Below are 14,446 nucleotides of genomic sequence, written 5' to 3' on the forward strand. Positions count from 1 at the left end.
TATTCATGAGGATAATATATGCATACTTTTTGGACCGATTCACAATAAAAGCGAAGATTTCGCTCTTTCTTATACTATAAAATAGAAGTAATTCATGTAAAGGGTGTGAACCTATTGGCTAAAATCAAATATGCACTTGTGGGCACCGGAGGAAGAGCTGAATTTTTTTACGGTGAAGTTGTTACCGTTTTCAAAGATACATCAGAGCTGGTCGCGTTCTGTGACGTCAACCAGACGAGAATGGACTATGCCAATCGGCTGTTGCAAGAGAAATACGAGCACCAGCTGATTCCAACCTATAAAGCTCACGAATTTGATCGGATGATCGCGGAGGTGAAGCCGGATATCGTCATCGTCACTACCATTGACCGGGTGCATCATCGGTATATTATCCGGGCGATGGAGCTGGGCTGTGATGTCATTTCCGAGAAGCCGATGACAGTTGACGAGGACAAATGCCAAGACATTCTGGATGCTATAGAACGCACGGGACGGAAACTGCGCGTCACCTTTAACTATCGCTATGCCCCGCATAATACGAAAATCCGTGAGGTTATCATGGACGGGACACTGGGTGACATCTTATCAGTCAATTTTGAATGGCTGCTGAATACCCAGCATGGCGCGGATTATTTCCGCCGCTGGCACCGGGACAAGCGCAATAGCGGCGGTCTGTTGGTGCACAAATCAACCCATCATTTTGATCTGATGAACTTCTGGCTTGGCTCGAAGCCGGAGACGGTGTATGCGCTGGGTGATTTGAAATTTTATGGCCGGGAGAATGCGGAGCAGCGTGGCGTGACGGAGTTCTATCAACGGGCTTACGGCAGCAAGGCGGCGGAGAATGACCCTTTTGCCTTACACCTGGATCGTAACGAGCATCTAAAAAGTATGTATCTGGATGCGGAGCATGAGGATGGATATGTGCGGGACCAAAGCGTATTTGGCGACAATATCAGTATTGAGGATACGCTCAGTGTCATGGTGAAGTATCAGAATAAAACGGTAATGAACTATTCACTGAACGCTTATATGCCTTGGGAGGGCTTTATCATCGTATTTAACGGCACCAAGGGACGGATGGAAGTTCGGGTGTCCGAGCAATCCTATGTTAATTCCGGTGGCAGCAAGGCAGATGAGGGGGCGCTAAAAGAGAAAACCATCACGATCTATCCTCACTTTGCAGCACCTTACGAGGTCGAAGTAGAGGAAGGCGTGGGGGGACATGGCGGAGGAGATCCGGTCATGCTGCGGGATATTTTCGATAAGCCGGCAGAGGATCGGTTTCATCGTGCGGCCTCCCATATTGATGGCGCATGGTCCATTTTAACAGGCATCGCTGCCAACCGCTCTATGCGCACAGGTCTGCCGGTGAAGGTGGAGCAACTGGTGCGATTATAACGATGGTAAGTAGACAGCAACTTTAATAACAAGAAGCCTCCTCTATCAGATGGATGAGGAGGCTTCTTGTTTGTATTATATATAAGGCGGCCTTTATATTTGGTTTATTATATAGAAACCATAGAAACAGTATCAAGATTTAATACTGACAGCTGGGAACCTGTTCCTGTACCAGTAACTTGGAATTCTAAATTAAAGACTGAACGGCCTAATAAAGAAGCTGCTGGAATAGTCAAACTATAACTTTGGTATCTTCCTGAAGGAATACTTATGAGGTTTAGTACTCCACCTGAAAATGTGCTACCTAGAAGTCTAACCCGGAGGATACCAGTGGAACTTGGTGATTCAGCAAAAAATGTTAATCGATATGAACGAAAGGGACTTAGAGAAAGAGTTTGAGTTAATGATGCACTTTGACCTGGCAGAACCGAATAGCGGGCATTTGCCCTGCCTGTATGAGGACGAACGCGCGAGAGAGATACATTACCTACAGGACGCCATGGCGAAAAGGAACTATTTTCAAAACTCCCGTTACGTACTTGAGTAACTCTAAATTTAGTTTGACGTTTAGTTCGATATCTAAGAATTGGAGGGACAACTTTTTTAGTCCGGCGGCTAACTCTTTTAACAGACATCTTGCCAACTCCTTTACTATAAATAGTTAGTATAAAGTATGTGGCTCTCATTTAGAGAGTGTTAGTTATCGGCACATAATTTCTACTATATTCCCGTTTATATTATAGTGAGTGACAAGGCAACCGGTGGGAAAGACACAGTGAAACTACCCGAAAGAGGGGGGCTGTGTCTCTTGATCTGATCGTGAAGATTCCTGACGCTGTGATGAAGATGGTCAGTATTACTACTGGCCTGAAGACTTTGGTCCAGACATATTTTATTATTTATCGGTCTTCAGCTCACGGGTTCCCAGCTGTTGTACAGGTCGATGGTTGTCGGGAAAAATGGCAGCAAACTGATTGATTTGGTCTGCGGACATTTCAATAGGCTGTTCCAATACCGTCCAATTCACATGTTCTGTACATGGCGGGGTAGTCAGTGATCCGTTGTAGCGAACGGAGTGCAGGTCTTTTGGCAGCAGCGAGGCAAGATTTATTTCTCCCTCCAAGTTCGCTTCTTGAGAGATACCTTTTGGCAGTTTGGACCAGATGCGGTTGAAGGCCTTGTTTTCTTTGCCACTTTGTATAAGAACCCCTAAGACAGCTGTGCTTCCGTTGTCGCTTTGATGAACAAAATGAAGCTCCATTTCAGCATTTTTACCGTCTATTTGGTGTTCACTTGGATGATGAAAATGGAACTGCTTTAAGGTGAATGTAGTGCCGTCCACGACAATATTATTGCTGGGACTAGCCGCATTGACTTGGACGGTATGTCCATTATTTAGTATGGATACTTTAGTGGTTGAATAATGAACCTGCAACGGCTGCTGCGTATGCGAAGCTTCCAGATGGGAATGCTCTATGTTGATGGGAGATTGTTCCTGACCGTTACCACAAGCGACAAAATCCTTTTCCAGCTCCCCCCAATGCTCCGGTCCTTCATCCCCTTCGTAGGACCAGTGCGGGCTTTTCTGAACAACTGCATGAGCGCTGTTAGCTGATGACGATGATGCGCGAGTAGTACTAGAAGTGGTGGGTGATGTACATCCTGTTACCGACAGTGCCAAGATTATGGAAAATATGCTGAACAAGCAACCTCTCCAATGTTTTTTCATGTTTCTTTATCCTTCTTCCAAATAGAGTATGTGAAACTTTTTACATTGTAAATTATTGTACAAAGTTCCTGCAAGGGTACAAGGACTTAGGAAAAAGGTAGAAATGGTTGCTTATTATTACCGGGATGTAGAGAGAATAATGGAGTGGTGAAATATTTGTTTGTCCTCTTTGGGGGAAGTAACTATAATAGTGGGGTGTGCGTTACAAAATAATTCCATATCCACTCAAAGGAGAGATCTACATGAAAGCAGCAATTGTTACAAAAGACAAGAAAGTTAGTGTAGAAGAGAAACCTTTGCGCTCCCTGAAACATGGGGAAGCGTTAGTCCAAGTTGAATATTGTGGGGTTTGCCACACAGATTTACACGTAAAAAATGCAGATTTCGGTGATGTCACAGGCAGAGTTCTGGGACATGAAGGTATTGGGAAAGTCATTGAATTAGGTGAAGGAGTGACCAGTCTTAAAATTGGCGATCGCGTAAGTATTGCCTGGATGTTCGAAAGCTGCGGTCACTGCGAATATTGTTTAACCGGACGGGAAACTTTGTGCCGTGAAGTTAAAAATGCCGGATACACGGTAGATGGTGCAATGGCAGAACAATGTATTGTCACAGCTGACTATGCGGTCAAAGTACCAGATAATCTTGATCCTGCCGCTGCGAGCAGTGTAACTTGCGCAGGGGTTACAACATATAAAGCAGTTAAAGTAAGCGATATCAGACCAGGACAATGGATCGGTATCTTCGGTATCGGCGGCTTGGGTAACCTGGCTGTGCAATACGCTAAAAATGTATTCAATGCTAAAGTTGTAGCCTTTGACATCAGTGATGAAAAACTCGAACTGGCCAAAAAAATTGGTGCTGATTATATTGTTAACAGCATGAAAGAAGATCCAGTCGCCCGAGCTAAGGAATTAACGAACGGTGCTGGTCTGGATGCAACCGTGGTTACTGCTGTTGCCAAAACACCTTTCAACCAAGCTATTGACGTTGTGAAGGCTGGCGCGCGTGTCGTAGCTGTAGGTCTTCCAACCGATAAAATGGATCTGGACATTCCGCGTCTGGTTCTGGACGGCATTCAAGTAATCGGTTCTTTGGTCGGTACTCGTGAAGACCTTAAAGAAGCGTTCCAGTTTGCTGCAGAAGGTAAAGTTGTTCCTCTTGTACAAAAACGTCCGCTTGAAGACATCAATGAGATCTTCGAAGAGATGGAGCATGGCAAAATCCAAGGACGTATGGTCATTGATTTTACCAAATAAAATGATGTCCAATTCGTAACTCTTGGAATTGTAAGAGAGAGAAAGCGCCTGCTAATCTAGTGCAGACGCTTTTTTTTTTCTTTACAGCTTATTCAGAATGTTATCCTCCAAAACCGCAGATTTATCCCCGTATTCTTTAATAATATGTCTTTCTCCCCAGGCACAAAGTGAATCCAAAATGCTTTTCAAACTACATCCATATTCACTAAGCTCGTACTCCACTTTGGGTGGAACCTGATTATAGCTAATCCGATTGACAATGCCGTCTTCCTCTAATTCACGAAGCTGTTGAGTCAGCATTTTTTGTGTTATGGAAGGCATCATTCGCTTTAATTCACTTGTTCGCATCTTTCCATGGGTCAAATGACACAGAATCACACACTTCCATTTTCCCCCGATCACCTCTAATGTCGCCTCAACAGAGATATTGTATTTTTTCTTCCCCAATGCCGATCCCTCCGTGTATGTCACCTGTAGGGTACTTTTTGGTACCTATATCACTAAAAAGTACGTACTGTTCATAATTGATTGAATAACTCATAATAACATCTGCTGGTCGAAGATTACTATAGATAGGAGTGAAAAACATGTCGCCAGAATCCAAACGAAGTATCTGGCCATTACTGGCTTTAGCCGTAAGCGCCTTTGCCATTGGGACCACTGAGTTCATCAGCGTAGGATTGCTTCCCCTGATCGCTGAAGACTTGCACATATCCGTAACAATGTCCGCACTAACTGTAACGCTGTATGCATTAGGGGTTACCATTGGGGCACCTGTGTTGACCTCGTTAACATCGAGTGTTCCTCGTAAAACGCTACTGCTGTGGATCATGATTGTGTTTATAGCAGGCAACAGCCTTGCTGCGGTCTCTAGCGGAATCACCCTGCTGCTGATTGCACGTGTCATCTCGGCATTCTCCCATGGAGTGTTCATGTCCATCGGGTCCACCATCGCGGCCGACCTTGTTCCCGATGATCGGCGGGCGAGTGCTATTTCGATTATGTTCTCCGGCTTGACCGTTGCCACCGTGACAGGGGTACCATTGGGCACCTACGTTGGGCAGCAATGGGGTTGGCGGGCTGCATTTATGGCTATTGTGGTCGTCGGTGTTGTGGCCCTCATTGCCAATCTGATTCTGCTGCCCTCTACGCTCCGAAAAGGGAATAAGACTCCTTTCAGCGAGCAGGTCAAACTGGTTACGAATGGTCGCTTGCTACTTGCATTTATCATTACTGCCTTGGGATATGGGGGCACATTTGTCGTGTTTACTTATTTATCTCCATTACTTCATGACATAACCGGTTTTGGAGAAAATACGGTAACGTTCATTCTCTTATTGTATGGAATCGCCATTGCTATCGGGAATGTCATCGGTGGAAAAGCTGCGAACCGCAGACCGCTTTCAGCTTTGTTTTACATGTTTTTGATTCAGGCTGTGATCCTGTTTCTGCTGTGGTTTACCGTGCCATTTCAAACGGCAGGTCTGGTGACGATTTTCTTTATGGGATTGCTTGCGTTTATGAATGTGCCTGGTCTACAGGTGTATGTAGTTATGTTAGCCGAACGTTTTGCACCCAAAGCGGTCGATGTCGCCTCTGCTGTTAATATTGCGGCCTTCAATGCAGGGATCGCAATCGGAGCATATGTGGGAGGTATTGTGACAGATTCAATGGGTCTCATGCATACAACTTGGGTCGGTGGGGTAATGGTTTTGGTGGCGGTTCTACTGACAGTCTGGAGTCGTATGCTCGAAAAAAGGGATACAACCGCCTTGGTAGGCTAAAACTTTTAAAAAATAGAGAGGAAGATACAAAATGACACAAAACCTACAAAGCACAACAACATTGCACAACGGAGTTCGCATGCCTTGGTTTGGCATCGGGGTATTTAAAGTAGAAGAAGGTTCAGAGCTGGTCAATGCTGTGAAGGCTGCTGTAAAGCATGGCTACCGCAGTATAGATACAGCGGCAATCTATGCGAATGAAAACAGTGTAGGACAGGCTATTCAGGAAGCCCTCTCGGAGAATAATCTGTCCAGAGAAGAACTATTCGTCACCTCCAAAGTGTGGAATGCAGATTTAGGCTATGAAGAGACACGAGCGGCTTATGAAGCAAGCCTAAACAAACTGGGACTGGACTATCTGGATCTATATCTGATTCATTGGCCGGTTCAAGGGAAGTACAAAGAAGCTTGGAGAGCTTTGGAGTCCTTGTATAAAGAAGGACGGATTAAGGCCATCGGAGTCAGCAACTTCCAAATTCATCATTTGGAAGATCTCATGCAGGATGCAGAAATCAAGCCAATGGTCAATCAGGTGGAATTTCACCCGCAGCTAACCCAAACCGAGCTGCTGCAATTCTGTCAAAAGAACAACATCCAAATGGAAGCCTGGTCCCCGCTCATGCAGGGTCAATTGCTCGATCATCCGGTGCTGCAAGACATAGCGAACAAGCACGGTAAATCGGTGGCTCAAGTGATTTTACGCTGGGATGTACAGCAGGGAGTCGTCACTATTCCCAAGTCCACCAAGGCGCATCGAATCGTCGAAAATGCCGATATTTTTGACTTTGAATTGACGCGTGAGGATATGGATCAAATTCAGGAGTTAAATGCCAATCTTCGGGTAGGTCCAGATCCGGACAACTTTGATTTTTAAAATTCAGTCCATCATAAAACGCCGTTTCCTTCTTCATGGAAGGGACGGCTTTTTGTGCATAGTGAAACTGAAGCTACAGCAATCCAATCCTGCCATATGGTATTATAGAATTATATGAAATGAGAAGTTTTGGACGCTTATGAAAATGAAAATCTCCGGGGGACCTCATGAATAAGACAATTGCAGATATAGCCCAAATGGCTGGTGTATCCAAGAGCACCGTATCCCGTTTTTTGAACGGCGGATCTGTCAGCCTGGACACTAAGCGTAAAATTGAAAAGGTGGTTAAAGCCACGGGGTATGTGCCCAATACCTTTGCCCAAAGTTTGAAGGCAAAACGAACCAACATTATCGGAACCGTCGTGCCACGGCTGGATTCCTTTGCGACATCCCATACGTTAATGGGGATTGATGAGGAGCTGCGTTCCCAACATTACCAGATGCTGATCTCTAATACGAGTCAGGATGTAAAGCGTGAAATCGAAGCGATCTATGAGTTTGCACGACAAAAAATTTCAGGCATCATTCTGCTGGCTGCTCAAATTACAGACGACCACCTGACCGCGATTCGAGATATCAGTATTCCGGTATTGCTGGTAGGCCAACAACATGAGCAGATCCATAGCCTTATCCATGATGATTATCGTGCCGGATATGATATCGGTGCATATGTCCTGTCACAGGGCCACCGTGAAATTGCCTATGTCGGTGTTACTGAAAGGGACGTTGCTGTCGGTGTGCAACGCAAAGAGGGCTTTAGGCAGGCTGTTCGCAATGCGTTATCTGCTACGTGTTATACGGACGAGGCGATGCGAGCCGCAGGATATGATATCAGGTACTATGAAACCGGATTTAAAATGTCCGATGCACGGATTGCCGCATCCGCCATCTTAGACCAATTCAAGCCATCGTTGATGGTGTGTGCTACGGATAATATCGCGCTTGGGGTAATCAACGCGGCTTATTCCAGAGGAATTACCATTCCGTCGGATTTGTCGGTCACTGGCTTTGGGGGGTACGATATTACGGAGGTCATTCACCCTGCGCTAACAACTGTTCAATACCCGTATATGGAGGCTGGACGTGTAGCAGCCCAAAACATTGTACGGCTGGTAGAACATAAAACGGTAGAGCAAGTGACGGTCATGGATTATACCCTTATTGAAAGAGAAAGCGTTGACAAACGCTGAGCAGGTGGATTATAATTTCTTCGAAACCGGTTCCATTGCACTATTGCACAATTGGAATCGGTTGCAAATCCATGGATGAGTATATTTTTTTCATTGTATAGGAACCGGTTCCGTTTAATTTTTTTCATTGCATTGGAACCGGTTCCCAAAAATCTAAGTTTTAAAAAAATGAGGTACACCTATGAAAATGACAAAAGAACAAAAGTATAGATTGATCGAGCAGGCTGAGCCCGGTGAAATAGCAAGCTTGCAGAAAAAGGTGGGGCAATGTCCGTGGCGGCAGTCGTTTCATATCCAACCACCGACAGGCTTGCTCAATGATCCGAATGGATTTTCATATTATCAAGGCGAATACCACTTATTTTATCAGTGGTTCCCACTAGGAACCGATCACGGAATGAAATATTGGTATCATTTGAAATCCAAAGATTTGGTCACATGGCATAGTGCAGGCATTGGCATCACACCTGGAGACTACTTCGACTCGCATGGGGCTTATTCCGGCAGCGCGCTGGAGCATGAGGGCAAATTATACATGATGTATACAGGAAATACACGTGACGAAAACTGGATCAGACATCCTTATCAATGCATGGCTGTTATGGATGAGAGCGGTCACATTACCAAGTGGGAGCATCCTGTTATTGGCCATGTGCCAGAAGGTTATACAGACCATTTTCGTGATCCCAAGCTATGGAAGGACGGCGATAGTTTCTACTGTGTGATTGGTGCACAAAGAACAGATTCAACAGGCTGCGTTGTCCTTTATCGTTCAACGGATCTTCACACTTGGCAGTTCGAGGGAGAACTGAGCACGGGGCTGGAATCGTTTGGATACATGTGGGAATGCCCGGATTATTTTGAACTGAATGGAGCGGGTGTGTTGGTCTTTTCTCCACAGGGCTTGGAGCCTTCAGGGGATGAAAACCACAATATTTATCAATCGGGCTACGTCATCGGCAAACTGCTGGATACAGAGACAAGAACACTGGAGCACGGCGCATTCCACGAGCTTGATCGGGGCTTCGACTTCTATGCACCACAGACGATGATTGACCCGCAGGGGCGTCGTATTATGGTGGCCTGGATGGGGCTGCCGGATATCGAATATCCGACAGATCCGAACGGATGGGCCCATTGTCTGACGTTACCGAGGGAACTTACGCTTCATGAGGGAAAACTCTTGCAGCGACCTATCCCCGAATTAACCACACTGCGTAGAAATAGTGAGGATCGGGTAGCTGACACGTTGTCCTCAGAGAGCAAAACCTACGAAGGATTTAAGGGTACTGCCTATGAGATGATCTGCGAAGTAGATCTTTTGGATGCCAAGGCATTCGGTATTGAATTCCGTGCGAGTGAGACGGAGAAAACGGTGATTAAATATAATGCCGTTAGCCGTAAACTTGTATTGGATCGTACGCAATCGGGTGAGCCTGTAGCCACTTCGTACGGTGAAGTACGGCAGTGTGCATGGGACAAGGATCATATTAAACTTCATCTGTTTGTAGATACATCTTCAGTTGAGATTTTCGTCAATGATGGGGAAGAAGTGTTCACCAGTCGTATTTTTCCGCACCCAGAGAGTGACGAAATACGCTTTTTTGCCGACAAGGGAGAGGCTCTCTTCCAAGCGGTAAAATGGAATTTTACATGAGTAGGCTAATTCATCAAGTGGATCGTTAATCATCAAACATAACGGAATGAACGAGGGGATGAACATCATGGCGGAAAACAGAGAGATAGCTAAAGAAGTGATCGAGGCGATCGGTGGAAAGGAAAATATCGCTTCGTTTGCTCACTGTGCAACGCGCCTGCGCATTATGGTGCATGATAAAGAGAAAATTGATCAGAAAAAGGTTGAGGAGATCGACAAGGTTAAGGGGGCTTTCTTCAATTCAGGTCAATATCAAATTATTTTTGGTACAGGAACGGTAAATCGGATTTTTGATGAGGTTGAAAAGCTTGGCGTGACGGGTTCATCTAAAGAAGAGGTGAAGAGTCAGGCGAAAAAGGAGGGCAACGTCTTCCAGCGGTCTATCCGCACCTTTGGCGACGTGTTTGTACCGATTATTCCAGTGCTGGTCGCTACGGGGTTGTTCATGGGACTGCGCGGTTTGCTCACTCAGCCGCAAATTCTCGCATTGCTCGGCATGACGCCGCAGGATATTTCACCTAACTTTTTATTATATACACAGGTATTAACGGATACGGCTTTTGCCTTTCTGCCTGCTTTAGTCGCATGGTCAGCCTTTAGAGTATTCGGCGGCAGTCCGGTGCTGGGTATCGTTCTCGGTCTGATGCTGGTAAACCCAGCTTTGCCTAACGCGTATAGTGTTGCGGACGGCTCAGCCCATCCGTTGACGATGTTCGGTTTTATTCCTGTGGTGGGCTATCAAGGCTCGGTATTACCAGCCTTCTTCGTGGGCTTGATCGGAGCCAAGCTGGAGCGGGCGCTGCGCAAACGGGTGCCTGAAGCACTGGATCTGATTCTCACACCATTTTTAACATTGTTGATTATGATCACTTTGGGACTGTTTGCTATCGGTCCAGTTTTCCATTCACTTGAAGAATGGGTGCTGCACGGAACCATATTTGTACTTGATTTGCCTTTCGGTATTGCAGGGATCGTCATCGGCTTTTTGCATCAGATTATCGTCGTTACAGGTGTGCATCATATATTTAATTTTCTGGAGATTCAACTGCTTGAAAAGAACGGCGTAAATGCCTTCAATGCTATTATTACCTGCGCAATGGCTGCACAGGGAGCTGCCTGTCTGGCAGTTGGTCTGAAAACGAAGGACAGCAAGCTGAAAGCGTTGGCGCTTCCTTCTTCGTTCTCTGCTTTCCTAGGAATTACAGAGCCGGCTATCTTCGGGGTCAACTTGAGATATATGAAGCCTTTTGTCATGGGTCTCATCGGCGGAGCGGTTGGTGGTTTTATTGCTTCGGTCTTGCATTTAGCGGCTACAGGGATGGCGGTTACGGTTATTCCAGGTACGTTGCTCTACATGAACCATCAGCTTCCGTTTTATATTTTGGCGAACTTGGCTGCTATGGCAGTATCCTTTGTCCTGACTTGGATGTTTGGCTTTAACGATAAAATGCTGGACAAAGTCAAAACAGCGGGTTCCTCCAAATAATATCATTCAGTCAGCATCAATATACGCAGATTCATGCGTGTAACTATAAATATAATGGTCGCTTTTACACGGAGCGCTCTTGTCCCTTAATGAAAAAAAGGATAACTAGAGCAGCATTCGATGTGAAGCGGCCATTTTTTTATCTGTGAAATTCTGCTTCAGGCTATCAGATTAGACGATGGAGGAACGTTCATCCAGAAACTCGGACGGGGAACAGCCTGTTAAGCGTTTGAAGATCCGATGAAAATAGGACACATCACTATAGCCCACATACTCCGAAATTTCACGAATCGTTAGCCGCGACTCCGTCAACATGTAGATGGCGGTTTTAATACGTTGCGTATGTACATGCTCGCTGATCGTTTGGCCTGTAACCTCACGCAGCAGTGTCGCGGCATAATTGGGGGTTTTGCGAATGGCATCACCAAGCTCTTCTTTGGTTACCTTTTCCCTGTAGTGATTCTGAATGTACTGTTTCATATGTTCTACATGCCGTTCTTTATCGCGAGGAACGGTACCTTTGTCCCATTCCTGGTTCATATAAATCATGGCTTCGGTCAGCAGACAGTCAGCCATCAGGGCGTAGTAGCTTGGGTGTTCAGTCCATTGATAATACATCGATTTGATCCGTTCATGCAGCAAATCGTAGCATCCGGGCTTGATCCATAACGGCTGGTCTGTATTCAGTATGGGAAGTGTGCTGTTCGTACATGTTTTGCGGCAATGTATCACATACTTGGTATGGAAAAGCGTAGGAATGCTCTTGCCATAGTAATTCAGATGAGCGGGTAAAAGCAGTGCTTCACCCTTGCCCAGAATGATCTTGCTATCGTTCACCCAATATACACATTTGCCAAAGGTGACCAAAATAAATAGCAAGTCATCGTTGTCGGTATTTGCACCAGCCTTTTCATACCAGTCTACGCCATTGTCCTGCCGTATACCCGTCAATGTAATCACAAAACTCACTCTCCAATGTCTTCAACATTCATCATACTGTAATACATCCATCATACTATAGTTCATAGTCTTGGTGAACGGGTACAGGTAGAATAGGACTATATAAGTTTAATGTAGATAGAGAAGCAAAGTGGAGAAGAAGTTATACAGTAAAGACATTCAGGAGGATGACATTACTATGCTTAAAACGAAAATTATTTGTACTATGGGACCTGCCTGCGACTCCATTGATTTGTTAAAAGAAATGATCCAGGCTGGTATGACTGTAGCTCGCTTGAACATGGCTCATGGGGAGCTGGAGGATCATGTTAAACGTATTGAAAATGTGAGACAGGCAGCGAAGGAAATGAATACCTGTATCCCTGTCATGATGGATATTAAAGGACCGGAAATACGGATTGGCAAGCTGAAGGAGGCATCTGTTCTACTGAAGCCAGGCAGCCAGCTTATTCTGACCACGGAAGAGATTTTGGGGGACGAGCATCGTATTTCGGTGAATTACCCAGATATGCCGAAGGATATCAAAGCAGGTGACCGCATTCTCATCGACGACGGTTTGGTTGATCTGACTGTAACCTCCATCGAAGGAACCGAGATGATTTGTAACATCGTAAGCGGCGGTATTTTGAAGCCGAGAAAAGGTGTGAATCTGCCAGGGATTCATACAACTCTTCCAGGCGTAACAGAGCGCGACGTAAAGCACATTCAATTTGGGGTGGAGCAGCGTATCGAGCTTATTGCGGCTTCTTTTGTGCGTAAAGGCGACGATATCCGTGAAATCCGTGAGATTTTGAAGGGACATCATGCCGAGCATGTACAGATTTATTCCAAAATTGAAAATGCCGAAGGTATGGAAAACCTGAATGATATCATCGAAGCTTCGGACGGTATTATGGTAGCTCGTGGCGACTTGGGCGTGGAAGTGCCGATTCAAGACGTGCCTGTGATGCAAAAAGAAATGATCGACAAGTGTAATCTGGTCGGCAAGCCCGTTATCGTTGCTACTCACATGCTGGAGTCCATGCAGGTGAACCCGCGTCCGACGAGAGCTGAAGTTAGTGACGTGTTCAATGCCGTTATGCAGGGAGCTGACGTAGTGATGCTGTCGGGCGAATCTGCTGCAGGTAAATACCCTGTTGAATCCGTACGGACCATGGCTGCGGTAGCTGCCAGTGCAGAATCACAATTGGATTACCAGGAGCAGTTCGATAAGCGCAGAGCACGCCAAAGCACCAACATTACTGAAGTCATTAGTCAGGGTGCGGTGAGTTCGTCTCTGGAGCTGGATGCCAAAGCGATTATTACCTCGACTGCCAGTGGATTCACGGCTCGTATGGTGTCCAAATATCGTCCGAAGGCACCGATCATTGCGGTTACTCCGAATAACACGGTATTCGCTAAAATTTGCCTGTTGTCCGGTGTATTCCCGATTAAAGGGGATAAGGTAGCCACAACGGATGAAATGTTCGAATCTTCCATCCGTAACGCGCTGAATGCAGGATATATCCATAAAGGAGATACTGTAGTCCTGTCAGCAGGTGTCCCTGTCGCTGAGGCAGGCACGACCAATCTGATTCGGGTATATCAAGCGTAAGTTATATCAAATACAGAAAAGGCGCTGATCCTCTATGGGTTCAGCGCCTTTTTGATGTTCGGTCGTGTCCTAGGCTTATAGCCCGAACACACTTTTGGCAACGACTTGTGTCAGTTCTGCCTTATGGGCTTGGTATTGCTCTGGGGTAATGTTCTTATTGGCCAGTCGTTGATCCAACTGCTCCGTCAACTGAGCTACCTGTAGATCAACGATAGCCTGAGCATCCTGATTATGGGTTTGTGCAATATCAGCCAAGGTTTGACCATTATATAACGCATCATATAATTGCTCATCCGAGGATATACCCAGTGCTTTCAACAGATCATCATCCTTGGAAGCTTCATTGTCCTGTACATGCAGGGCTCTCTCTGGAGCCAGTGCAGCAGCATTAGCCCGACTTCCCCAAGTAGATGACTGCCCAATAGATAACGCCAGCAACAGTGTGCAGATGACCAACATTCGTTTTCGATTCATAAGTGTAAATCTCCTTTTGTAGTTCATTAAATTTCTGA

13 protein-coding genes are annotated in these 14,446 nt (G+C 45.7%); 8 read left to right on the top strand and 5 right to left on the bottom strand.

Features of this window, described 5'->3' with window-relative positions:
* Positions 1-114 precede the first annotated feature (114 nt).
* A complete protein-coding gene (locus ACH59B_RS01490; protein WP_017425665.1) occupies positions 115-1,401 on the top strand; it encodes a Gfo/Idh/MocA family protein in 1,287 nt (428 codons plus the stop codon).
* 107 nt (positions 1,402-1,508) lie between these two features.
* On the opposite strand, the gene ACH59B_RS01495 is transcribed toward ACH59B_RS01490, so the two are convergent.
* The gene (locus ACH59B_RS01495; RefSeq protein WP_143069152.1) at positions 1,509-2,036 is read right to left on the bottom strand and encodes a hypothetical protein; all 528 of its coding nucleotides are present in this window, start codon (positions 2,034-2,036) and stop codon (positions 1,509-1,511) included.
* 260 nt (positions 2,037-2,296) lie between these two features.
* Positions 2,297-3,130 (bottom strand): carbonic anhydrase, encoded by an 834-nt coding sequence (locus tag ACH59B_RS01500; protein WP_045244955.1) that lies wholly within the window; start codon positions 3,128-3,130, stop codon positions 2,297-2,299.
* Positions 3,131-3,372: 242 nt separating this feature from the next.
* Here ACH59B_RS01500 and adhP point away from each other — a divergent pair, with 242 nt between their 5' ends.
* Entirely contained in the window at positions 3,373-4,389 is a 1,017-nt protein-coding gene (adhP, locus tag ACH59B_RS01505; RefSeq protein WP_016820203.1) for an alcohol dehydrogenase AdhP, read from the top strand.
* Positions 4,390-4,470: 81 nt separating this feature from the next.
* On the opposite strand, the gene ACH59B_RS01510 is transcribed toward adhP, so the two are convergent.
* A complete protein-coding gene (locus ACH59B_RS01510; RefSeq protein ID WP_013368959.1) occupies positions 4,471-4,836 on the bottom strand; it encodes a helix-turn-helix domain-containing protein in 366 nt (121 codons plus the stop codon).
* Between the two features lie 140 nt (positions 4,837-4,976).
* Here ACH59B_RS01510 and ACH59B_RS01515 point away from each other — a divergent pair, with 140 nt between their 5' ends.
* From ACH59B_RS01515 to ACH59B_RS01535, 5 genes are all read left to right on the top strand, one after another.
* Positions 4,977-6,173, top strand: a complete 1,197-nt coding sequence (locus ACH59B_RS01515) for an MFS transporter (protein WP_019685848.1) — start codon at positions 4,977-4,979, stop codon at positions 6,171-6,173.
* 31 nt (positions 6,174-6,204) lie between these two features.
* Positions 6,205-7,047 carry an aldo/keto reductase gene (locus tag ACH59B_RS01520; RefSeq protein WP_019685849.1) on the top strand — a complete coding sequence of 281 codons (843 nt, stop codon included), beginning with the start codon at positions 6,205-6,207 and terminating at the stop codon, positions 7,045-7,047.
* A 167-nt stretch (positions 7,048-7,214) separates the two neighbouring features.
* Positions 7,215-8,237 (top strand): LacI family DNA-binding transcriptional regulator, encoded by a 1,023-nt coding sequence (locus ACH59B_RS01525; RefSeq protein ID WP_404303177.1) that lies wholly within the window; start codon positions 7,215-7,217, stop codon positions 8,235-8,237.
* A gap of 181 nt (positions 8,238-8,418) precedes the next feature.
* The gene (locus ACH59B_RS01530) at positions 8,419-9,894 is read left to right on the top strand and encodes a glycoside hydrolase family 32 protein (RefSeq protein WP_404303179.1); all 1,476 of its coding nucleotides are present in this window, start codon (positions 8,419-8,421) and stop codon (positions 9,892-9,894) included.
* Positions 9,895-9,961: 67 nt separating this feature from the next.
* Positions 9,962-11,380: a sucrose-specific PTS transporter subunit IIBC gene (locus ACH59B_RS01535; RefSeq protein WP_016820208.1), complete on the top strand. Its 1,419-nt coding sequence runs from the start codon at positions 9,962-9,964 to the stop codon at positions 11,378-11,380.
* A gap of 171 nt (positions 11,381-11,551) precedes the next feature.
* Here ACH59B_RS01535 and ACH59B_RS01540 read toward each other — a convergent pair whose 3' ends face one another.
* Positions 11,552-12,340 carry an AraC family transcriptional regulator gene (locus tag ACH59B_RS01540; protein WP_016820209.1) on the bottom strand — a complete coding sequence of 263 codons (789 nt, stop codon included), beginning with the start codon at positions 12,338-12,340 and terminating at the stop codon, positions 11,552-11,554.
* 178 nt (positions 12,341-12,518) lie between these two features.
* On the opposite strand from ACH59B_RS01540, the gene pyk reads away from it, so the two are divergent.
* On the top strand, positions 12,519-13,934 hold the full coding sequence (pyk, locus tag ACH59B_RS01545; RefSeq protein WP_017425670.1) for a pyruvate kinase: 1,416 nt from the start codon (positions 12,519-12,521) through the stop codon (positions 13,932-13,934).
* Between the two features lie 75 nt (positions 13,935-14,009).
* Here pyk and ACH59B_RS01550 read toward each other — a convergent pair whose 3' ends face one another.
* A complete protein-coding gene (locus ACH59B_RS01550) occupies positions 14,010-14,408 on the bottom strand; it encodes a hypothetical protein (RefSeq protein ID WP_017425671.1) in 399 nt (132 codons plus the stop codon).
* Positions 14,409-14,446 lie beyond the last annotated feature (38 nt).

The organism is Paenibacillus sp. DP01, from assembly GCF_044784315.1.
Classification (GTDB): Bacteria; Bacillota; Bacilli; order Paenibacillales; family Paenibacillaceae; genus Paenibacillus; species Paenibacillus polymyxa.

What these genes read in the sequence shown, in the direction of transcription:
- ACH59B_RS01495 (WP_143069152.1), bottom strand. Translation starts at nt 2,036, where the DNA reads ATGTCTGTTAAAAGAGTTAGCCGCCGGACTAAAAAAGTTGTCCCTCCA.
- ACH59B_RS01500 (WP_045244955.1), bottom strand. Translation starts at nt 3,130, where the DNA reads ATGAAAAAACATTGGAGAGGTTGCTTGTTCAGCATATTTTCCATAATC.
- adhP (WP_016820203.1), top strand. Translation starts at nt 3,373, where the DNA reads ATGAAAGCAGCAATTGTTACAAAAGACAAGAAAGTTAGTGTAGAAGAG.
- ACH59B_RS01515 (WP_019685848.1), top strand. Translation starts at nt 4,977, where the DNA reads ATGTCGCCAGAATCCAAACGAAGTATCTGGCCATTACTGGCTTTAGCC.
- ACH59B_RS01520 (WP_019685849.1), top strand. Translation starts at nt 6,205, where the DNA reads ATGACACAAAACCTACAAAGCACAACAACATTGCACAACGGAGTTCGC.
- ACH59B_RS01525 (WP_404303177.1), top strand. Translation starts at nt 7,215, where the DNA reads ATGAATAAGACAATTGCAGATATAGCCCAAATGGCTGGTGTATCCAAG.
- ACH59B_RS01530 (WP_404303179.1), top strand. Translation starts at nt 8,419, where the DNA reads ATGAAAATGACAAAAGAACAAAAGTATAGATTGATCGAGCAGGCTGAG.
- ACH59B_RS01535 (WP_016820208.1), top strand. Translation starts at nt 9,962, where the DNA reads ATGGCGGAAAACAGAGAGATAGCTAAAGAAGTGATCGAGGCGATCGGT.
- pyk (WP_017425670.1), top strand. Translation starts at nt 12,519, where the DNA reads ATGCTTAAAACGAAAATTATTTGTACTATGGGACCTGCCTGCGACTCC.
- ACH59B_RS01550 (WP_017425671.1), bottom strand. Translation starts at nt 14,408, where the DNA reads ATGAATCGAAAACGAATGTTGGTCATCTGCACACTGTTGCTGGCGTTA.